The 23195-nt window shown below is 35.7% G+C and carries 14 protein-coding genes; 12 read left to right on the top strand and 2 right to left on the bottom strand.

Features of this window, described 5'->3' with window-relative positions; all coding sequences use genetic code 11:
* The first annotated feature begins 25 nt into the window (after positions 1-25).
* From BTR34_RS00495 to BTR34_RS00510, 4 genes are all read left to right on the top strand, one after another.
* Positions 26-2431: a 3-hydroxyacyl-CoA dehydrogenase/enoyl-CoA hydratase family protein gene (locus BTR34_RS00495; RefSeq protein WP_068484531.1), complete on the top strand. Its 2406-nt coding sequence runs from the start codon at positions 26-28 to the stop codon at positions 2429-2431.
* A gap of 101 nt (positions 2432-2532) precedes the next feature.
* Positions 2533-3723 (top strand): acetyl-CoA C-acyltransferase, encoded by a 1191-nt coding sequence (locus BTR34_RS00500; RefSeq protein WP_068484530.1) that lies wholly within the window; start codon positions 2533-2535, stop codon positions 3721-3723.
* A 76-nt stretch (positions 3724-3799) separates the two neighbouring features.
* On the top strand, positions 3800-5611 hold the full coding sequence (locus tag BTR34_RS00505; RefSeq protein ID WP_068484529.1) for an acyl-CoA dehydrogenase family protein: 1812 nt from the start codon (positions 3800-3802) through the stop codon (positions 5609-5611).
* A gap of 100 nt (positions 5612-5711) precedes the next feature.
* Complete coding sequence (locus BTR34_RS00510; protein WP_068484528.1) at positions 5712-7139, top strand: pyridoxal phosphate-dependent decarboxylase family protein; 1428 nt, start codon at positions 5712-5714, stop codon at positions 7137-7139.
* On the opposite strand, the gene BTR34_RS00515 is transcribed toward BTR34_RS00510, so the two are convergent.
* A complete protein-coding gene (locus BTR34_RS00515) occupies positions 7136-8938 on the bottom strand; it encodes a glycoside hydrolase family 15 protein (RefSeq protein WP_068484527.1) in 1803 nt (600 codons plus the stop codon). The two genes, BTR34_RS00510 and BTR34_RS00515, sit on opposite strands and share 4 nt — an antisense overlap.
* A 103-nt stretch (positions 8939-9041) precedes the next feature.
* Between BTR34_RS00515 and BTR34_RS00520 the strand changes: the two genes are divergently transcribed.
* From BTR34_RS00520 to BTR34_RS00555, 8 genes are all read left to right on the top strand, one after another.
* Complete coding sequence (locus tag BTR34_RS00520; RefSeq protein ID WP_068484526.1) at positions 9042-11255, top strand: bifunctional alpha,alpha-trehalose-phosphate synthase (UDP-forming)/trehalose-phosphatase; 2214 nt, start codon at positions 9042-9044, stop codon at positions 11253-11255.
* Positions 11256-11282: 27 nt separating this feature from the next.
* Entirely contained in the window at positions 11283-12806 is a 1524-nt protein-coding gene (locus tag BTR34_RS00525) for a nuclear transport factor 2 family protein (RefSeq protein WP_068484525.1), read from the top strand.
* A 4-nt stretch (positions 12807-12810) separates the two neighbouring features.
* Complete coding sequence (locus BTR34_RS00530) at positions 12811-13992, top strand: MFS transporter (RefSeq protein ID WP_068485002.1); 1182 nt, start codon at positions 12811-12813, stop codon at positions 13990-13992.
* A gap of 109 nt (positions 13993-14101) precedes the next feature.
* Positions 14102-15433 carry a M28 family peptidase gene (locus BTR34_RS00535; RefSeq protein ID WP_068484524.1) on the top strand — a complete coding sequence of 444 codons (1332 nt, stop codon included), beginning with the start codon at positions 14102-14104 and terminating at the stop codon, positions 15431-15433.
* Positions 15434-15531: 98 nt separating this feature from the next.
* The gene (locus BTR34_RS00540) at positions 15532-17166 is read left to right on the top strand and encodes a M1 family metallopeptidase (RefSeq protein ID WP_068484523.1); all 1635 of its coding nucleotides are present in this window, start codon (positions 15532-15534) and stop codon (positions 17164-17166) included.
* Positions 17167-17270: 104 nt separating this feature from the next.
* The gene (locus BTR34_RS00545; protein ID WP_068484522.1) at positions 17271-18386 is read left to right on the top strand and encodes a DUF2914 domain-containing protein; all 1116 of its coding nucleotides are present in this window, start codon (positions 17271-17273) and stop codon (positions 18384-18386) included.
* 148 nt (positions 18387-18534) lie between these two features.
* Positions 18535-19140, top strand: coding sequence for a YkgJ family cysteine cluster protein (locus BTR34_RS00550; RefSeq protein WP_068484521.1), 606 nt, complete (start codon positions 18535-18537; stop codon positions 19138-19140).
* A 97-nt stretch (positions 19141-19237) separates the two neighbouring features.
* Positions 19238-19705: a GAF domain-containing protein gene (locus tag BTR34_RS00555; RefSeq protein ID WP_068484520.1), complete on the top strand. Its 468-nt coding sequence runs from the start codon at positions 19238-19240 to the stop codon at positions 19703-19705.
* 72 nt (positions 19706-19777) lie between these two features.
* Here the strand turns inward: BTR34_RS00555 and BTR34_RS00560 are convergent, their stop codons facing one another.
* Entirely contained in the window at positions 19778-23173 is a 3396-nt protein-coding gene (locus BTR34_RS00560; RefSeq protein WP_068484519.1) for a ThuA domain-containing protein, read from the bottom strand.
* Positions 23174-23195: the final 22 nt, after the last annotated feature.

Genomic DNA, 23195 nt, shown 5'->3' on the forward strand with positions numbered 1-23195 from the left:
TTCAAATTAATACAGTTTTAAGTACATGAACAAGCACATTAAAAAAGTAGCGGTAATTGGTTCGGGAATAATGGGTAGTGGTATTGCCTGTCATTTTGCGAATATTGGCGTAGAGGTTTTATTGTTGGACATTGTTCCGCGTGAACTAAATGATAAAGAAAAAGCGAAAGGTCTAACCTTGCAAGATAAGATAGTTCGCGATAGATTGGTAAATGATTCATTAGCGGCAGCATTAAAATCAAAACCCTCACCTATTTATCACCAAAAATTTGCGGACAGAATTACCACTGGTAATTTAGAGGATGATATTGCCAAAGTTTCCAAAGTAGATTGGATTATTGAGGTAGTAGTAGAAAGATTAGATATAAAAAAGGTTGTTTTTGAAAATCTTGAAAAACACAGAACACCTGGTACATTAATTACTTCTAACACTTCTGGTATTCCTATTCATTTTATGAGTGAAGGTCGTAGTGATGATTTCCAGAAACATTTCTGTGGAACTCACTTCTTTAATCCGGCGCGTTATTTAAAACTTTTTGAAATAATCCCAGGACCCAAAACTTCCCCGGAAGTATTAGATTTTTTAAATGGTTACGGAGAGCAGTTTTTAGGTAAAACCTCTGTAGTGGCTAAAGACACGCCCGCTTTTATAGGTAATAGAATAGGAATATTTAGCATCCAAAGTCTTTTCCACATGGTAAAAGATATGGGCATGACCGTTGAAGAAGTTGATAAATTAACCGGACCTGTTATTGGAAGGCCAAAATCTGCAACATTTAGAACTGTTGATGTTGTCGGTTTAGATACACTAGTACATGTTGCTAATGGTATTGCTGACAATTGTAAAGATGATGAAAAATTGGAGCTTTTTAAACTCCCAAGCTTCATCAATACCATGATGGAAAATAAATGGTTGGGTAGCAAAACAGGACAAGGTTTTTATAAAAAATCTAAAGACGCTAAAGGAAATACTGAAATTTTGACTTTAGATTTAGATACGATGGATTATCGTACTAATAAAAAAGCAAGTTTCGCAACCTTAGAATTAACAAAGACGATTGATAAAGTAGAAGACCGCTTTAAAGTGTTGGTTGCCGGCAAAGACAAAGCCGGAGAATTTTATAGAAAAAGCTTTGCCGCACTGTTTGCCTATGTTTCACATAGAATTCCTGAAATTACAGATGAATTATACAAAATTGATGATGCCATGAAAGCTGGCTTTGGCTGGGAACATGGTCCTTTTCAAATTTGGGATGCAATAGGAATTGAAAAAGGTTTAGAAATCATGAAAGCGGAAGGAGAAACTCCTGCTGCATGGGTCAATGAAATGGTTGCTTCTGGCAACAAATCTTTTTACGCTGTAAAAGACGGCGCTTCTTACTACTATGATATTCCTAAAAAATCTATAGAAAAAATACCGGGACAAGATTCTTTTATCATTCTAGATAATATTAGAAAATCTAAAGAAGTATTCAAAAATAGCGGTGTAGTTGTTGAAGATTTAGGCGATGGAATATTAAATGTAGAATTCCAATCTAAAATGAACACTATTGGCGGTGATGTTTTAGCCGGATTGAATAAGGCTATAGATTTAGCCGAAAAAGATTTTCAAGGATTGGTTGTTGGTAATCAAGCACCAAACTTCTCAGTAGGTGCAAATATCGGTATGATATTTATGATGGCCGTTGAACAAGAGTATGACGAATTGAACATGGCTATTAAAATGTTCCAAGATACTATGATGCGCATGCGTTATTCTGCAATACCTACAGTTTCTGCTCCACACGGCATGACTTTAGGTGGTGGTTGCGAGCTTTCGTTACATGCTGATAAAGTTGTTGCGGCGGCAGAAACCTACATCGGATTAGTTGAATTCGGAGTAGGCGTAATTCCTGGCGGTGGTGGTTCTAAAGAATTCGCCCTTAGAGCTCAAGATTTATTCCATAAAAATGATGTGGAATTAAATATACTTCAAGAGTATTTCTTAACCATTGGTATGGCTAAGGTCTCTACTTCGGCATATGAAGCCTACGATTTGGGAATTTTACAACATGGTAAAGATATTGTTGTAGTTAATAAAGAACGTCAAATAGCAACTGCAAAAGCTCATGCCAAATTAATGGCAGAAGCTGGTTATACCCAACCGGTTAAAAGAAAAGATATTAAAGTTCTTGGTAAACAAGCTTTAGGTATGTTCTTGGTTGGTACTGATTCTATGGAAGACAGTAAATACATTAGCGAACACGATAAGAAAATTGCAAATAAGTTGGCGTATGTAATGGCAGGTGGCGATTTATCCGAACCTACATTAGTTACTGAACAATATTTATTGGATTTAGAGCGTGAAGCGTTCTTATCACTATGTACTGAACGCAAAACGTTAGAAAGAATTCAACACATGTTGAAAACTGGAAAACCGTTGCGTAATTAAATACAAAGCTTTTTGCCATTAGCACTTGGCTATTGGCTTTCTTAATGAACAACAATTAAATGCTAGAAGCCAAAAGCTGACAGCTAAAAGTAAGATTAGAAATGAAAACAGCATATATAGTAAAAGCATATAGAACAGCAGTAGGAAAAGCACCAAAAGGAGTTTTCCGTTTTAAACGTGCTGACGAACTTGCTGCCGAAACCATTCAGTATATGATGGCTGAAGTACCGCAATTAGACAAAAAACGTATTGACGATGTCATCGTAGGTAATGCAATGCCCGAAGGTTCTCAGGGATTAAATATGGCTCGTTTAATCTCACTTATGGGATTAGATATCGTAGACGTGCCTGGGGTAACCGTAAACAGATTCTGTTCCTCAGGAATTGAGACCATTGGCATCGCAACTGCCAAAATTCAATCAGGAATGGCAGATTGTATTATTGCGGGTGGTGCAGAGAGTATGAGTTCCGTTCCTATGACAGGCTTTAAACCTGAACTGAATTACGACACCATTAAATCTGGACATGAAGATTATTATTGGGGAATGGGTAATACAGCTGAAGCCGTCGCTAATCAATTTAACGTTTCTAGAGAAGACCAAGATGAGTTTGCTTATCACTCGCATATGAAAGCTCTAAAGGCCCAAGCAGAAGATCGCTTTCAAGATCAAATCGTTCCAATAACAGTGCATCAAACTTATGTGGATGAAAATGGAAAAAAGGCAAACAAGAGTTACACTGTAAATAAAGATGAAGGTCCTAGAAAAGGAACTAGTAAAGAGGCATTAGCTGGTTTACGAGCAGTTTTTGCCGCTGGTGGTAGTGTTACTGCTGGTAACTCCTCTCAAATGAGTGATGGTGCTGCCTTTGTTTTAATTATGAGTGAGGACATGGTGAAAGAATTAAATTTAGAGCCAATTGCCCGCTTAGTAAATTATGCCGCTGCCGGTGTTGAACCTCGTATTATGGGAATTGGTCCTGTAAAAGCAATTCCTAAGGCATTAAAGCAAGCAGGTTTAAAACAAGATGATATAGAATTGATTGAATTAAACGAAGCTTTTGCTTCACAATCATTAGCAGTAATACGAGAACTGAAGCTCAACCAAGATATCGTTAATGTTAATGGAGGTGCAATTGCATTAGGACATCCGCTGGGTTGTACCGGAGCTAAATTATCCGTTCAATTGTTTGATGAAATGCGTAAACGTAACATGCAAGGCAAGTACGGCATGGTGACCATGTGTGTAGGAACTGGCCAAGGTGCGGCTGGAATATTTGAATTTTTAAAATAATAACTTATTACTAGTTAGTTTATATAGTGTTTTAAATTCTATTTACTGACTATTTTATATTAAATACCACTAAATTATGAGTACAGATACTGCAAATAATGATCTTCTTAGAGGAGGACAGTTCCTTGTCAAAGAAACCAAATGTGAAGATGTTTTCACACTTGAAGATTTGAGTGAAGAACAACGAATGATGCGCGATAGCACTAAAGAATTCGTAGATAGAGAGCTTTGGGCACATTGGGAACGTTTTGAGAAAAAAGATTATGCTTACACTGAGGAAACCATGCGTAAAGCTGGTGAATTAGGATTGTTAAGTGTTGCAGTACCTGAATCTTACGGTGGTATGGGAATGGGCTTTGTGTCTACCATGTTAGTTTGCGATTATATTTCCGGCGCAACTGGTTCTTTTAGTACAGCCTTCGGAGCACATACAGGAATTGGAACAATGCCAATAACATTGTATGGTACTGAAGAACAAAAACAAAAATATGTTCCTAGACTTGCTTCTGGTGAATGGTTTGGCGCGTATTGTCTTACTGAACCAGGTGCTGGTTCTGACGCAAATTCAGGAAAAACTAAAGCCGTGCTTTCTGAAGACGGTAAATCTTACAGCATCACAGGACAGAAAATGTGGATTTCCAATGCTGGTTTCTGTAACATGTTTATTGTTTTTGCTCGTATTGAAGATGATAAAAACATTACCGGATTCATAGTTGAAAATGACCCAAGTAATGGTATCACTTTAGGTGATGAAGAAAAGAAGTTGGGTATTCATTCCTCCTCTACCCGTCAGGTTTTTTTCAATGAAACCAAAGTTTCTGTTGAAAATATGCTTTCTACAAGAGGAAACGGATTCAAGATTGCGATGAACGCTTTAAACATAGGACGTATTAAATTGGCCGCTGCTTGTTTAGATGCACAAAGAAGAGTCATTGGTGAGGCTACTAGATATGCAAACGAGCGTATTCAGTTTAAAACACCTATTATGAACTTTGGTGCTATAAAATCTAAAATTGCAGAAATGGCAACTAGCGTTTATGTGGATGAATCTGCTAGTTATCGTGCTGCAAAAAATATTGAAGATCGTATCGCTATTCGTGAAGCAGAAGGTAACACACATCAAGAGGCTGAATTAAAAGGTGTTGAGGAATATGCTATTGAGTGTTCTATCCTTAAAGTAGCAGTTTCAGAAGATTGTCAAAATACAACGGATGAAGGTATTCAAATTTTTGGAGGTATGGGCTTTAGTGCAGATACGCCAATGGAATCTGCTTGGAGAGATTCAAGAATAGCCCGAATTTATGAAGGTACCAACGAAATCAACAGAATGTTGGCCGTAGGAATGCTTGTTAAAAAAGCAATGAAAGGTCATGTTGATCTTCTTGGCCCTGCCACGGCTGTTGGTGAAGAATTAATGGGAATACCTTCTTTTGAGGTTCCTGATTTTTCTGAGTTATTCGCTGAAGAAAAAGATATATTAAAAAGACTTAAAAAAGTTTTCTTAATGGTTGCCGGCTCTGCAGTTCAGAAATTTGGACCTGAGTTAGAAAATCACCAACAATTAATGTTGGCTGCTTCGGACATTCTTATAGAAGTATATATGGCAGAATCTGCTTTATTACGTACGGAGAAGAATGCAAAACGTTTTGGCGAAGATGCCCAAGCAACACAAATAGCGATGTCTAGATTATATCTTTTCAATGCTACAGAAATCATTATTAAAAAAGGTAAGGAAGCAATCGTTTCTTTTGCCGAAGGTGATGAGCAACGGATGATGTTAATGGGTCTTAAACGCTTTACAAAATATACTAACTACCCTAATATTGTTGCTTTACGCACGCAAATTGCAGATAAAATAGCAGCAGATAACGGGTACACCTTTGACTAGTTCAGATTACCTTTTGTTGTTTGGTAAATTGAATGTTAGCCGCCCAAATTGGGCGGCTTTTTTATTTGGTAAACATTTTAATCATACCTAATTTTAACTCATGAATAAAAAATTACTTCTAAAGGTTTATAATGTAGAGGAATTTAATTCCAATGGTCATCTACTAATAGACCAATTGACTTCTCATTTAGAGGATAAATTAAATGCTTATTCAAAAAATGCCATCAATTGGAACGAACCAGAACACGAGTTAAAGTTTTGGAAAGACTTTTTAAAAAATGGTTCTAAAAAAGACTTGTTTAAAGAAATAACCAAACATACCACCTATACTCATCATCCACATTATCTTGGTCATCAAGTAAGTCCGCCTGCACCGATTACTGCACTCACTGGGTTAATTAGTTCTTTGTTAAATAACGGAACCGCAGTTTATGAAATGGGCATGGCTTCAAATGCTATTGAGCGTATTATTATCGAACTTGTTTGTAATAAAATTGGTTTCAAAGAGTCTTCTAGCGGTTTTTTAACTTCTGGTGGTACATTAGCAAACCTTACAGCTTTATTGAGCGCTAGGAAAGCTATTACAAAAAAAGATATTTGGAATGAGGGCAACCAAAACCAATTAGGTATTATGGTTAGCGAAGAAGCTCATTACTGTGTAGATCGTGCCGCTAGAATTATGGGACTTGGTAATCAAGGAATTATTAAGGTGCCTGTTACAAGGGAATTCCAAATGGATACTTCCCTTTTAGAATCTAAATTTGAAGAAGCAAAAGCCAAAGGCATAGAAGTATTTGCAATCATAGGAAGTGCACCTTCTACCGCTACAGGTATTTTCGATGATCTTGAAACTATTGGAGGTTTTGCTGAAAAACAAAAAATTTGGTTTCATGTAGATGGAGCGCATGGTGGTGCGGGAATTTTTTCTAAAAAATACAGACATACCCTAAATGGCATTGATAAAGCCGATTCCGTTGTTATAGACGGACATAAGATGATGATGATGCCAGCCCTAACTACAGCTTTACTATTTAAAAATGAAATAAATTCAAAAGCCACCTTCAGTCAAAAAGCGGATTATTTACTTTCAGATTCTGAACATGAAGATTGGTACAACTCTGGCAAACGTACATTTGAATGTACGAAGAACATGATGTCCATACATTGGTTTACCCTTTTAAAACTATATGGAGAAGAAGTTTTTGATGCCAATGTAACTCAGTTATATGATATGGGCGCTATTTTTGCAAATCTAATAGCGGAAGAACCAAATTTTGAAGTAGCACTACAACCAATGTCCAATATTGTTTGTTTTAGATTTATTGAACCCGGAATGAGCACAGAGTACCTCAACGAATTAAATATCAAAATTCGCCAAGCTCTTTTAGAAGATGGCGAATTTTATATTGTACAAACAAAATTAAAAGGCGTGCATTACATGCGTATTACGGTAATGAACCCGTTTACCACACTACAGCATTTTAAAGCTTTAATTGAAAAGATTAAGCTGATTAAAACAAGTATTTAATCTCTTAAATTTTCTAATATTTGATCTTCACTTTCTTTTTTAGAGAAGTTAATTGCACATTCAATTAATGCTAAATGCGAATATGCTTGTGGGAAGTTTCCTAATAATCTTTTAGTCTTAAAATCAATATCTTCACTGAAAAGACCTAAATGATTACTATAACTCAATAATCGCTCAAAATATTCAAGAGCTTTTTTGCGTTCCCCTATTTTAAACAAGCTATTTATGTACCAAAATGTACATACAGTAAAAGATGATGATGGTAAACCAAAATCATCTTCATTTTTATATCGATATAGCAATCCGTCATTATTTAACTCTTTCCCAATTGCATGTACCGTACTTATATATCTTTCATCTTTTGCTTTTACACACCCGTAAGATTCCATTAACAACACAGATGCATCTAACTCCTTAGAGCCATATGATTGCGTGTACGCGCCAATTTCTTCGTTCCAAGCGTTGTCATATATATCTTGCCATATTTCAGCTCTAATAGGCTCCCATTTCTCAATTTTATGCTTTTTACCTAGCATTTCTGCCACTTTTATAGCGCGATCTAAGGCTGTCCAACATAATACTTTTGAGAATGTAAAATGTCTATCCTCTGTTCTAAACTCCCAAATACCTTTATCTGCATCTTTCCAATTGTTACTTACAATCCAAACGATACCTTTCGTAATTGCCCATAAATCTTCACCATTTTCTATGTCTACACTAAACTTGGCCATTTGTTCATAGATAACATCCATTAGTATTCCATAAATATCATTCTGTTTTTGGTGATAGGCTGCATTGCCTATTCGTACTGGTTTAGAGCCTTTATAACCCGCTAAATGTTCTAGGGTTACTTCAGTTAGCTTCTTTTCTTTATTAATACCGTACATAATCTGTAACTTTTCTGCCTTGTCTGGTATTAAATCAATAATAAACTGTAAATAGCGTTTTGCTACATTCTTATGCCCTAATTCAGAAACTACCTTAATAACCATAGAAGCATCTCGTATCCAACAAAAACGATAATCCCAATTACGCACTTCACCTATGGTTTCTGGTAATGAAGTTGTTGCAGCTGCTAATACAGCTCCTGTTTTATCATAACTTAATAGTTTAAGTGTCAAAGCACTTCTAGAAATCTCTTTATTAAATTTCTTATAGGTCGGTGTTAAATTGGACCAATTTAACCAATATACTTTTGTATTCTGCAAATCTAGATAAGCCCTATCTGTAGTAGGTAACAATAGCTTCTCATTATATCCCACCAAAATATAACCATCTTCTTTTAACGTTATTTCTCCACTATTTATAATGGTTTTTTTATCAAAGGAAGTATATAGAAATATAGTATCGAATTTTACGTCGTGTGTAAGACTTGCTACAAAATCCTTTTTTATAAATGATTCTGTTTTGCCCACAGCATACTCAAGCTTGGGATTATAGTGTACTGAAAACTTTGGAGCACCAGATATAAGTTTAAAATATCTAACCAATTCTGGCGGTGCATGGTATTTTTTACCCTCTTTTCTATAGCGCGGCATAAAATCATGGATCTCGAAATGATTTTCACCTGACTTAAAAGAGGTAATTAAAATAGTAGTAAAAGGCTCGTATTTTTGAGTAATAACATATGAACTATCTACATTAATTTCAAAACTGCCCCCTATTTCCTCATCTAGTAATTTCGCAAAAATAGACGGACTATCAAACTCTGGTAAACAACACCATTCTATGTTTCCTGTTTTTGAGATTAACGCTGCACTTCTACAATTTCCTATTATTCCGTAGTCTAAATTATCCATTCAATAAAAATCTTAATTCAAATGAGGTTTCAATTGGTATTGCCCTCCTTTTTCCCGAAATTTAGAGAAATAATAATCAAGAAGTAGCAAAAAATTCTCTTTTATGGCTAAAACTATCATAATCTCAAATAGACTACCCGTACAATTACAAATTAGCAATGGAGGCATAACTGCGGTGCCAAGTGTTGGCGGTTTAGCAACCGGAATGAAATCTGTCCATTCTAGTGGTGATAGCCTTTGGATAGGTTGGAGCGGATTAACAGACGAAGAAATACCAGAAGAATTAGCTCCTAAAATAGATGCAGCACTAGCAAAACATGGTTCCTCTAAGGTAAAACTGACAGAAAAAGAAGTTGATGGTTTTTACTACGGATTTAGCAATAGAACCGTTTGGCCATTATTCCACTACTTCTTAGAATATTCCGAATTTGAATTGGAGAGCTGGGAAATTTACAAAGCGGTGAATCAAAAATTTGCAGATGCAATTCTTGAAAAAGCCGATAATGAAGATACTATTTGGATTCATGATTATCAGTTAATGCTAGTACCACAAATGGTTCGTGCGGAACGGCCAGATATTTCTATTGGGTTCTTTTTGCATATTCCATTTCCTTCTTATGAAATATTTAGAACGCTACCATGGAGACGAGAAGTGTTGCAAGGCTTGTTAGGGTCAGACTTAATTGGTTTTCATACTTATGATTACGAACGTCACTTTTTAAGCTCTGTACGAAGGCTTTTAGGCCTAGAAGTTAGTTTTAATGATATTTATCTTGACGACAGAGTTATTAAAGTAGATTCTTTTCCTATGGGAATTGATTATAAAAAATTCAGTGATGCCGCCAAAGAACATTCTCAACGCTCTGAAGATGAAAAATCCGAATTGCAGAAACGATTAGATACCCATAAAAAATCGGCGCCAGATGCTAAGTTCTTTTTATCTATTGATAGGTTAGATTATACTAAAGGTATTGCAAAGCGACTTAATGCTTTTGAATATTTTTTAAACAAATACCCACATTATAAAGAAAGGGTCCGCTTAATTATACTTGCCGTGCCTTCCAGATCAAACGTACCGCAATATCAATTATTGAAGAGGGAGATTGATGAATTGGTAGGGCGTATAAATGGAGAACTATCAACGGTAAGCTGGACACCAATATGGTATTTCTACAGATCTATGCCTTTTGAAAACCTTATTGATTTATACACTTCTTCTGATATTGCCTGGTTGACACCAATTAGGGATGGAATGAATTTAGTGGCCAAAGAATACATTGCTACCAGAACTGATAAAACAGGTGTTTTAATATTAAGCGAAATGGCCGGTTCTGCCAATGAAATGAACGAATCGCTACTAATTAACCCTAATAATTTTGAACAAATAGCAGATTCACTGAACGAGGCTATCAACATGCCTAAAGAAGAACAGATTGCTAGAAATACTTTATTACAGAAGAGATTGGAGCGCTATAATGTGGAAAAATGGGCAAATGATTTTATGAATTCATTAGTTGGCCAAAAAGAAAAAGATCAAACCTATAAATCCAGAAAACTATCTATAGATATTATGAATACGATAATGGATAGTTATAATAAATCTAGAAGGAGATTGGTGTTTTTGGATTATGATGGTACATTGGCGGGTTTTCATACCGACCCACAAAAAGCATCTCCAGATGAAGAATTGTATACACTTCTAGACGAAATTTCTTCACAACCAAATACAGATATGTATTTAATTAGTGGGCGAGATAAAGAAACATTTACCAAATGGTTTTTGCCTAAAAAATACAATATGATCGTTGAGCACGGTGTATGGATTTCTCAAGGTGGTGAGGAATTTAGAATGTTAGAAACAGTTAAGAAAGACTGGATGGAGAAAATATTACCGGTTTTAGAATCTTTTGTTGATCGTACTCCAGGTAGTTTTATTGAAGAAAAAAACTACTCTTTAGCTTGGCATTACAGAAAAACAGACCCGGATTTTGGCCAAAAGAGAGCGGTAGAATTAAACACCGTCCTTACAAGTTTAATAGCCAATGACGATTTAAGTGTTTTAAATGGGAACAAAGTCATGGAAATAAAAAGTAGTAATGTAAACAAAGGTCGGGCTTCAATGCGCGTTTATTCTGAACATGACTATGATTTCGTTTTCGCAATTGGAGATGACTGGACCGATGAGTTTATGTTCCAAGAGCTTCCCAAAGATTCAGTAACAGTGAAAGTGGGTAGACAAAAAACGCAAGCCAGGTATTTTGTTGATAACACTAAAAATGTACGTGCAATTTTAAAACGTTTTGCGAACAAAAGATAACGGTTTCCATAATCTAAACAGATTTTTATGAAACATATTTATGCTGTACTAATTACCAATATTTTGTGTTGCTTTAATTCTATTGCGCAACAAAGCACAGAAGTTTACTTGGCAGATTTAAACCTGTCTAACGACTCTTTAAAGATTAACAACGTCATTAATATATCTAATAATGAAGGTTATGATAATCAGCCTTCATTCTTTTCTGATAATAAAATTCTATTTGCATCAACAAGAAATAATCAAACGGATATTGCTCTTTATGATATAAACGACAAAACAACAACTTGGCTTTCAAATACTCCTAATGGCAGTGAATATTCGCCTTTAAAAATTCCAGGTAAAGAGGCTATATCCGCTGTTCGATTAGATGATGATGGTCTGCAACGTTTATATGAGTATGATATAAAGACTGGCGAATCAAACATTTTATTACCTGACTTAAAAGTGGGTTACCATGTTTGGTATTCTAATGATATTATTGTGTGTACGGTTTTAATTGAAGACCGTATGGATTTGGTAGTGTATAACCTAAAAACGCATGCAAGTTATACTGCCCAAAAAAATGTAGGTAGGTCGTTGCATAAAATTCCTAGTAGTGATTTAATCAGCTTTATATCAAAAGAAGGAGATAGTACTTATATAAAATCATTAAACCCTAATACCAAAGAAACCGAGCAAATCATTACACTTATAGAAAACACTCAAGATATTTGCTGGACTGTTGATGGAAATATTATTACCGCTTTAAACGAGTACCTATTAGTTTTTAAACCAAATTCTGATACCATTTGGAAATCCTTTTTTGAATTCCAAAAGACGGATATTCACGGTATATCGAGACTGGCAATTAGCCCAAATGGAAAGTTTATTTCTTTTGTTTCTAAAGACGCGCCGGAATTAATTGTCCAAAAACAAGTAGAAAGTTTTAATGCTCGTGACTTAGAAGCATTCGCAAATTGTTATTCGGAAGATGTCGTAGTGAGAAATTTTTCGAAGGATACGATATCGGTCGGTAGAGCACAATTAAAAAAGGGCTATGAAGCATTTTATCAAAAAACACCTTCTATTGAAGTTAAAGTGTCTTCAAGAATTGTAATTGGTTCCACAGTAATTGACCAAGAGGTTGTTTCTATTGGTGATAAACAAAACCAACAAGTAGCTATTTATGAAACTGACGGACTCATAAAAAGCATGACTTTTATTAGAGATAAAAAAACAACTTTTGACCCCGAAATCATTGTTCAAAAACAGCTTGATGCTTATAACAACAGGGATATTGACGGTTTTTTAGCTACCTACTCAAAACAAGCTAAACTATATAGCTACTCGGGCGAATTAAGAACAGCTGGTATAGATGCAATGAGAGCTGGCTATACCGAATTCTTTAATTCTGCCCCAGATTTACACTGCGAAATACTTAATAGAATTGTCATCGGCAATAAAGTTATTGATGAAGAATCAATTACTGCAAATGGTAAAACCTTCAAAGCCGCAGCCATTTATGAAGTTGAAAATAATGAGATAGTTAAAGTCACATTTGTTAATTAAACTATTGAAACAAAAGCTACATATTCTTCCCATCATTATTCTATCACAATTTGCCTGTACATCCACTTGGTTTGCTGGTAATGCAATTATAGAGTCACTAACTAAAAAGTTAGATTTTGGGCCTGAGATTATTAGCTATGTAATTTCATCGGTGCAATTCGGTTTCATTATCGGGACATTAGTTTTCGGCATCTTAATGATTGCAGATCGCTTTTCACCAGCAAAGGTGTTTATGATATGTGCTTTTCTAGCCGCCATTTCTAATCTAACATTAATTTATCCGCAGTTAAGCGTGAGCAGTTTATTACTAACAAGATTTAGCACAGGATTCTTTTTAGCGGGTATTTATCCTGTAGGTATGAAAATAGCGGCAGATTATTATGAAAAAGGTTTGGGTAAAGCACTAGGGTTTCTTGTAGGAGCTTTAGTTCTTGGTTCCGCTTTTCCATTTTTAATTAAAGGGAGTCCGTTAGCCAATCACCCAGATAGTGTTATAAAACTGACATCAGGTATTACTGCATTGGGCGGACTATTTCTCTATTTACTTGTGCCAAATGGTCCATATAGAGTTGAAAGTGCTACATTAAAGCTAAATGCTGGACCTAAACTTTTCAAAAATTTTGAATTCAAGAAAGCTGCATTCGGGTATTTTGGCCATATGTGGGAACTGTATGCTTTTTGGGCATTTACACCTGTAGCAATACAATGGTTTGCCATACAATCTGACATCGATATATCGGTCGCTCTTTGGTCGGGAATCGTGATAGCGTTCGGCGGATTATCATGTGCTTACGGTGGCATACTATCGCAACGAATAGGCAGTAAAAAAGTGGCCCTTATAGCCTTAATAGCATCCGGATTTCTTTGTTTAATTTCTCCTTTACTATTTTATCTTCCACCTTCTGTGTTTTTGTCAGGTTGGTGTTTATGGGGAATTGTGGTAACGGCAGATTCACCCCAATTCTCAAATTTAGTAGCATCTGCAGTAGTTCCCGAATTAAAAGGAACAGCGCTTACTCTTGTAAACTGTATCGGTTTTACTATAACAATTATCAGTATACAGCTTTTAGGACTACTTCAAACGATTATTCCTGTAACTCTTATGTTTATTCCATTAGCTATTGGTCCAATTTTAGGTGTGTACAACCTAATATCTAAAAGAAAATTAAGATCAACGCTACTTTAGGACAATTTCATGAATACTTTAATAAATGAAATTATGGTCAGCCTTAAATTTTACTTAATTTTAGAAACCAATTATCCATACTAATTCTACTCACCAAAAAAAACTTGAAATGAAAAAATTCTTACTACTCGCGCTACTTACCTCGGCCCTCACTTTAACAGCGCAAACCGACCAACGCATTTATGATATTATCGATGCAGTTTCTCCTGAACGTATTGAAAGTGATATTACCAAACTTGCTAATTTTGGCACAAGACATACCTTAAGCGATACGGTCTCAACAACAAGAGGAATTGGCGCAGCAAGACGTTGGATTAAAAGTGAATTCGAAAAAACATCTTCTGAATGTAATGGTTGCCTAAACGTTTTTTATCAAAAAGATTTAATCAAGAAAGGAGCTAATGACCGTATCGTAAAAGATGTTGAAGTGGTTAACGTACTTGCTATTCAAAAAGGAACCAAATACCCTAATCGTTACATTATTATGAGTGGCGATATCGATTCGCGTGTTAGCGATCCTACAAACTTTACAGATGATTCTCCTGGTGCCAATGACAATGCCAGTGGTATGGCAGGTACTTTAGAAGCTGCACGTGTTCTGTCTAAATATCAATTCGAAAATAGTGTCATTTACATGGGACTTTCTGGTGAAGAACAAGGTCTTTTTGGCGGTGGTGGTGTTGCGCAATTTGCAAAAGACCAAGGTTGGGAAGTTATTGGTATTTTCAATAACGATATGATCGGTAATATTACCGGTGTAGACGGAACCATTAGTAATGTTGATTTTAGAATTTTCTCTGAACCTGTACCACCGACCGAAACTGAAGCACAACGTAAAGCAAGACGTTTTTATGGTGGTGAAGTTGATGGGGTTTCCAGACAATTGGCACGCTATGTTCATAAAAATGTGAAGCAATACATGCCCGAAATGAACCCTATGATGATTTATCGTTTAGATCGTTTTGGTCGTGGTGGTCATCACAGACCCTTTAATGACGCTGGTTTTCCAGGTATTCGTATTATGGAAGCTCATGAAAACTATACCCAGCAGCACCAAGATATTCGTGTGGAGGATGGTATTGCTTACGGTGATGTTCTTGAACATGTGAATTTTGAATATGCTGCAAAATTAACAGCTGTAAACGCTATTAACTTGGCTTCAATTGCTTGGGCTCCTCCTGCTCCAACAACCGTAAAAATTGGTGGTATTGTAGAACCTGCCGCTAAATTTCAGTGGAGCAAGGTAGATGGTGCCAAAGGATATAAAATATACTGGAGAGATACTACTTCTCCTACTTGGGATTATAGTAGATATGTAGGTGATGTTTCTGAGTTTATCCTAGAAGGCATTGTTATTGATAACTTCTTCTTCGGTGTTTCTGCCGTTGGTGAAAACGGATTTGAGAGTCCGGTTGTTTTTCCTAACGGAATTTTCAGATAAGTCAAATGTTAACTAATATGATACTTATATTATCATATTGGAACTTATCTTTAAAGTAGATATCAGAATAAATTTTATCGAAAGTAAATTTAATATACATGAATAAATCAATCGTTTTTGCCTTTGTATCCATAGTATTCATCTCAACGATGTCGCACAGTCAATTACTTCAAAATAAAGAAGTGTTTACCGAACAAGATTCTCTGAGGGGAACTATTACCAAAGAACGTATTTGGTGGGATTTAAATTATTACCACTTAAATATTGATGTGAACCCCGATGATAAGTTTATAAGTGGCAGCAATACAATTCGTTATAAAGTTCTAATACCTCATCAGGTTTTACAGGTAGACTTACAAGCACCTTTACAAATTGAAAAAGCCACACAAGATGGTAAAAATTTGGAGGTTGTCAACAATGGCAATGCGCATTTTATTCAGTTACAAAAAAAACAAGAACCGGGCGAATTTAACGAAGTGGTCATCACCTATTCCGGTAATCCAAAAGAAGCTGTCAGGGCGCCTTGGGATGGAGGGTTTTCTTGGAAAAAAGATGAAAATGGCAAGCATTTCGTAGCGACGTCTTGTCAAGGTTTAGGAGCCAGTGTTTGGTGGCCAAATAAAGATCATATGTACGATGAAGTAGACAGCATGTTAATCAGCGTAAAAGTACCTAAAGGGCTCACTAATATTGCCAACGGAAGACTTCGAAAACTTGATACTATTACGAACACTTCTCATTGGTTCGTATCAAATCCTATCAATAATTATGGGGTCAACGTTAATATAGCTGACTATGTTTACTTTGGAGAAAAGTACGACGGCGAAAAAGGCATGTTGGATATGGACTATTACGTATTACGTGATGATCTTGATAAAGCAAAAGAACATTTTAAAGATGCGCCTAAAATGATGGAAGCTTTTGAACATTGGTTTGGCCCCTACCCTTTTTATGAAGATTCTTTTAAATTAGTACAGGTTCCTTATTTAGGCATGGAACATCAAAGCTCAATCACCTATGGTAACCAATGGAAAAAAGGGTATTTGGGTAAAGATCTATCTGGCTCTGGATGGGGCCTTAAATTCGATTTTCTTCTTATTCACGAATCTGGTCATGAATGGTTCGCAAATAATATCACTTATAAAGACATTGCCGATATGTGGGTCCATGAGGGTTTTACCTCCTATTCTGAAAGTTTATTTTTAGACTATCATCATGGAACAACGGCAGCTAACGAATATATGCAAGGTCTTAGAAAAAACATCAAAAATGATAGGCCAATAATCGGTGTTTACAATGTAAATCATGAAGGTAGTGGGGACATGTATTATAAAGGTTCAAATATGCTACACACCTTAAGGCAAGTAGTTAATGATGATGAAAAGTGGCGAGAAATCCTTAGAGGTTTAAACAAAGATTTTTATCATACAACAGTGACTACAGATCAAATAGAACAATATATCAGCACAAAAATGAATCTTGATCTAAAACCTTTCTTTAATCAATATTTAAGAACAACCAATATTCCGGTTTTTGAATACACCGTAAAAGGAAAAAAAATAACGTATCGCTTCACCAATACAGTCGATAATTTCACTCTTCCTATTAAAGTATATGTAAATGATAGCGCTGTGTGGATAGAACCTACAACAGAATGGCAAACTAAGAAAATAAATGGAGACTTAACTTCTTTACGTGTAGACCCTAATTTCTATATTGAAACAAAAATCTAAATTGCGGAAAACACCTAATTGATTATTAACGTTCATCAAAATTCAAATAGAGTCAATATTACTATATTCAATTAAATACTTTTGCATAGTTATTATAGCTCTTCATGAGAAAATCGCTTGCTAGTTATAGAAATAGTGCCTTTAAAAATTTCATTCGAAGGCACTCTAAATATGCACCAATACTCTTCTTTATTGGCGGATTCATATTTGACACCTTAACCTTAGGCCGTATTGACCGCACCTACGACCTAACGGTTTTATGTATGCATATGACCTCGTTATCCATTACATTATATCTTTATAATTTAGCGGATGATGGAAGATGGGAGAATACTTTTTTAGCAAGATATGAGGAGTATTTACCGCTCGCAATTCAATTTTTTTTCGGAGGATTATCAAGTGCTTACGTTATTTATTTTTCTAGAAGTGTTTCTTTATCCAAAACAGCATCGTTTTTTATTATTTTAGTTTTATTACTAATCGCAAATGAATTTCTAAAAAAGCGAATTTCAAATAAGTATCTGCAATTTGGTGTATACTACTTTATCAGTTTCACTTTTTTTACTTTTATGATTCCCGTGTTCTTAAAGGAATTAAATACCACCATATTCTTAATTTCTGGAGCGGTTAGCTTAGTCAGCACCTTAGTACTTTTCACTTTTATTTATAGCAAAAGCCCTAGTACTAGAAAGGAAATTAAACTAGGTAAAATGATTGGTATCATTATAGCCATTTACGGTATTATTAATGTGTTTTATTTTTTAAGATTAATTCCACCTGTTCCATTAGCTTTAGACAAAGGTATTGTTGCCCATGATATTGTATTGAAAAACGGGCGTTATGAAGTGACTTATGAGTCTGAGGAATCGTATATATTTTGGAGGAAACATAAGCTAGAGTATAACTACACTCCCGACCAACGTGTTTATATATTTTCTTCCATTTTTGCACCGACCGATTTAAAAAAGGCCATTTTTCATAGATGGAGAAAATATAATGATAAAACCAATGAGTGGGAAACTGTTGAAGATATTGGCTATGACATTACAGGTGGCAGAGATGGCGGCTTTAGAGGATATACTTATAAAACTAATGTAACACCAGGGGAATGGGAAGTTCAAGTTTTAACGGAGGAAGAACAAATGCTAGGTGTTATTGGATTTCAAATACATCTTAGAACCAACGAAGGACCACTTAATTTAAAGACTTCAAAGTTTTAAAATTAACTTGAGTTATTCTATTTAACAATTTATATATCAGTATTTTACATTATATAAATTATTTTAGAAATCTAAAATAAATTTATTTTTTAAAATTGTTTACTGGATCAAAACTTAGATTACCTTCGCGCATCTTTTTAAAATACAAGTGACAATATATCATAAAGTTAGAGCGGTAGATTACATGTTCTGCCAATTAGAAAAGGAAATAGGTTCTTTCCAAAAATCTACAGGACTTGGTTGTGTAGCCCATTGTGGTAATTGTTGTCTTAAACCAGACATCAATGCTACTGCTTTAGAATTTTTACCACTTGCATATCATCTATTTAAGAATGGAAAAGCTGAGCACTGGTTAAGTCTTTTACAAAACGACTCGTCTACTAAACTCTGCCCGGTTTTAAATACAGTAATTGCACCTGGTGCCATAGGTTTTTGTTCTGAATATGCACACCGTGGACTTATTTGTAGGTTGTTTGGCTTTTCTGCAATGCTTCATAAAAACAATACTCCTAAATTGGTTACTTGTAAACCTATAAAAGAAAATAAACCAGAAGCTGTTGCCAATGCTGAAGCTCATATAACCTCCAAAAAGAACTACCCGCTCATTAGTAACTATTACATGCAATTGCGATCTATAGATGAAGCATTGGGAGAAGAGTTATTTCCTATTAGAATTGCTATAGAGAAGGCCATATATGCGGTTTTAGGTTATTATGCCTATCGTAGACCACCAAGAAAAAATAAAGTCGCATAATCTAAATTATTTTCCAAAAGAGATAAAACGTATCTTTATAATTAAATAACTACGGTACCAAAACAAATCTTCTTTGGTATCTATAAAGATGGTTTAAATGAGCAGCTCTAAAGAAATTATTACAACGATACAGAATCACTTAATAAAAGACGTCCCCAATTGGGACAACCTTTTAAAAATAATCCTAGAGCATTTTAATTGCTCTACCGGTACGCTACACTTTTTAGATAAGGACTCTTTACTACAGCTTCAATCGCAGGTAGGCATACCTGAATTTCTTATTCCTAAATTAGCTACTATACCTATTGGAAAAGGAATGGCAGGTATTGCTGCAGAGAGAAGAAAACCTGTTGAAATATGTAATTTACAAACAGATGAATCTGGTGTTGCCAGACCTTCGGCAAAAGACACAAAAGTTGAGGGTTCATTAGCTGCTCCCTTAATTTATAACGAAACGCTTTACGGAACAGTTGGTATCGCCAAACAGATATCTTATGATTTTACAGAAGCAGAAATAGACTTATTGATGCAAATAGGTGAGTTAATTAGCAAGAAAATAAGTTAGTTTCAAAAATATTGATCTAATTATAAAAAGCCCGCTTTTCGCGGGCTTTTCAATTCAAAATTTAATTTTAACTTATTTGAAAATAACACTTGTAAGTGCTATCTGTGCCAAGTCTTTACCTTCTTCACCCTTAAAAGTAATATAATAAGGACCATCACTAGAAACTGATTCTGTAATTGGTATCGTAAACATTGTTCCAGGTGTTCCGCCAACTTGTGCCGGGAGTTGTCCTTTCCCAATTAAACGACCATCAGGAGTATCTTCATGTATTTCAAAATCAAAATACATCTTTGGTGCTTCTTGCCAGCCTGCTGTTAAAGATACCGAGTTAACTCCTTTCAATGTAGAGTCCTCTAATTTAAACCAACCAGAGGGTTTACTTAGCAAAAGCATATCCATTCCGCCAAAACTCATTGCTTGCATACCATCTGCTATAGTGCTCTCGGTAAATTTAACCGTATTACTAGGGATGGCAATTGACTTAGAACCCGTTAACGGAATAGTACCTTCGGCACCTGCATCGGTGTAACTTGCGGTAATAACCAATATATTACCCGGTGCGGAAGATTCTGCTGTTATGGTTCCTTTTGCAGGTAATGATTTTACTTTTTTATCATCTCCGTTCAAGGAAAGTATATACAAGGCAATTTGTCTAGATTCGTCAGATGTTACATTTGGGTGTGCTGGCATTGTCACTTCTCCCCAAACTCCAGTGCCACCGGTTACGATTTTACCTTGAATGTATGCTAAAGCATCGCGACGTTCCTTGTACTTCGCAGCAACATCTTTATAATTAGGACCTATAGATGCATCCGCTTCTTTATGACATGTTTTGCAATCCATTGCTTGCGTCAACGCCTTACCTGTAACTGCTGCAGAAACTTGTTGATGCCCCATATTCATGGCTACTTTATCCATTCCTTCTAAATAATCAACACTTACAAAAATATTGCTTGGATCAATTGCAGTTCCATCTGGATCAGTTACAGATACTTCATAATCTATTTTTTGACCTGGCAAGTAAAATGCAGGTATACTACCTCCTAACGAAATAGCGACTTCTGGTCTTGAATTACCTGCGACAATACTTGTGCTTTCGCTAATAGCTTCAGCTCCTTTATCATCAGCAACAGTTACCTTTAATTTATATGCTCCGGCATCTGTATAAGTAAAGCTTACACTTGGTTCTGTTGTTTCCTTTGTATCACCATTTCCAAAATCCCAAAGATACTTTATAGCATCATCCTCACGATCACTCGCATCTACTGATGCATTAATAGTCAATGGGGTTTTTCCTGCGGTTTCATTAATAGTAACTTCATTGATTAATGGTGGTCTATTACCTCCGTTATATTCGATATACCCTAATGCTGAATTCGCATTTTGCGAAAACCAACCACTACCGTATTCCAATAGGTAAATCTTACCATTTGGCCCTACTTCCATATCAATTAAGTTATTCACCTTAACATTAGGAGCAAACGGTTCCATTTTACTGAAATCACCGTTTTCATCTAAATGAACTGCGAACATCCATCCACGCATCCAATCATAGATAATGACTTTACCGTCATAGTAACTTGGAAGTTTCTCATCGCCCTGAAACATATCTGAATAATAGGTAGGTCCTGCCATAGCATTTCTACCGCCCGTCGTAGTCTGCGGAAATGTTGGTGTCTCATCATAAGGATAATACACGTAAGCTGGCATTGCAGGTGGTAATTCTGTCAACCCCGTATTATTACGCGATGTATTCATTGGCTTAGCTGGATCAAAAGCTGGTCCGTTTTCTCCGGTTTCGTAATTATAATCATTATAGGCATAATTATCCCCAATAAATAAAGGCCAACCAAAATTACCCGCTTTTTTAGCTTGGTTCATTTCATCATATCCTCTTGGTCCTCTTGTACCTAAACTATCGGCTCTTGCATCTGGACCAACATCTCCCCAGTATACATATCCTCTTTTCATATCTACGGATATTCTGTATGGGTTTCTATGACCCATGGTATAAATTTCAGGTCTCGTCTTTTCTGTGCCTACAGGAAATAAGTTTCCTTCAGGTATATCATACGTACCATCTTCTTTTACCTTTATTCTTAAAATCTTACCACGTAAATCGTTTGTATTCCCCGATGAACGACGTGCATCATACTGCTCATGACCTGGAGTATCGTTTAAAGGTGCAAACCCATTGTTTACATATTTTTGATTCTTTTCATTAAAAGGTGTGGAGTTATCACCTGTAGAAAGATATAATAAACCATCTGGGCCAAAAGCAATTGAACCTCCGGTATGACAACAAATTTCTCTCTGACTATCTACATCCATTATTACTTGCTCTGAGGCAACATCAAACTTACCATCGGTATATTTAAATCTTGATAGTCGGTTTACCCACTTATCACCAGTTGGTGCGTAATATAGGTAAATCCAATGATTATTCGCAAAGTCCGGATCTTTTTGTAATCCCATTAAACCCTCTTCTGCATTTACGCCGGGAGTATTTAACGTTTTACTATACACGTCAAGTTTCAAAACTTCACTAAGTTCTTTGGTATCATTATTATATAACATTACTTCTCCCCTACGTTGTGCCACCAATACGTCTCCATTAGGTAGAACAGCCATTTCTGTAGGTTCAAAAAACTGACCTTCGCTTAAAGTAACTTTAGCAAAACGATCGGCTTCCGGTGGTATTTGTGAAGTTACTTTAGAATAATCTAAATTTAAGTTTTCACCAATTGCATATTCAATACCGCCCAACAAATGCTTTAAAAATAAATCTTCGGAAAAACTTTCATCTGTATGTCCACCGCCCGTATAAAATGCGCGTCCGCCATCAAAATCATGATACCAAGCAATTGGATGAAAATCTCCGTTCTCACCACCTTCGTAAGATGACTCATCTAAAGTCATAACCACATTTACATCTGGATTGATATTCTTGTAATTGTATAATTCATCGGTTCTATTCCATACCGAGTCGGTAAAAAACTGGGTAGCAATAAAATTTTTGTCCTTAATAATAAAATCTGCCGTTGGTGTTCCTCGTGGATGACTCAAAAATTGGGCTCCTGCCAGGTCATTGTACCATCTCCAATCGTATTCGGTATCTGCTGCTGCATGTATTCCAACATAACCACCACCAGCTTGTATGTAGCGTTCAAATGCAGCCTCTTGGTTCTGGTCCAAAATATTACCGGTTGTACTTAAAAAGATTACCGCTGAATATTGTTTTAGGTTTTCATCTGTAAACAGTTCTGCATTCTTGGTAGTATCGACTGCAAATCCATTTTCTAATCCTAACTTTTGAATTGCTGCAACGCCCGCAGGTATGGATGCATGCTTAAAAGCCATTGTTTTAGAGAAAACCAATACCTTAGGTTCTCCTTCTCTTTTATTGCCACCACATGAGACAATAATAAGCGCAAAGCCCAAAAGCAGCGCATTAAAAATTTTTTTCATACGTAATTTGTTGTTGTTTAGT

Source organism: Maribacter hydrothermalis (assembly GCF_001913155.1).
GTDB lineage: Bacteria > Bacteroidota > Bacteroidia > Flavobacteriales > Flavobacteriaceae > Maribacter > Maribacter hydrothermalis.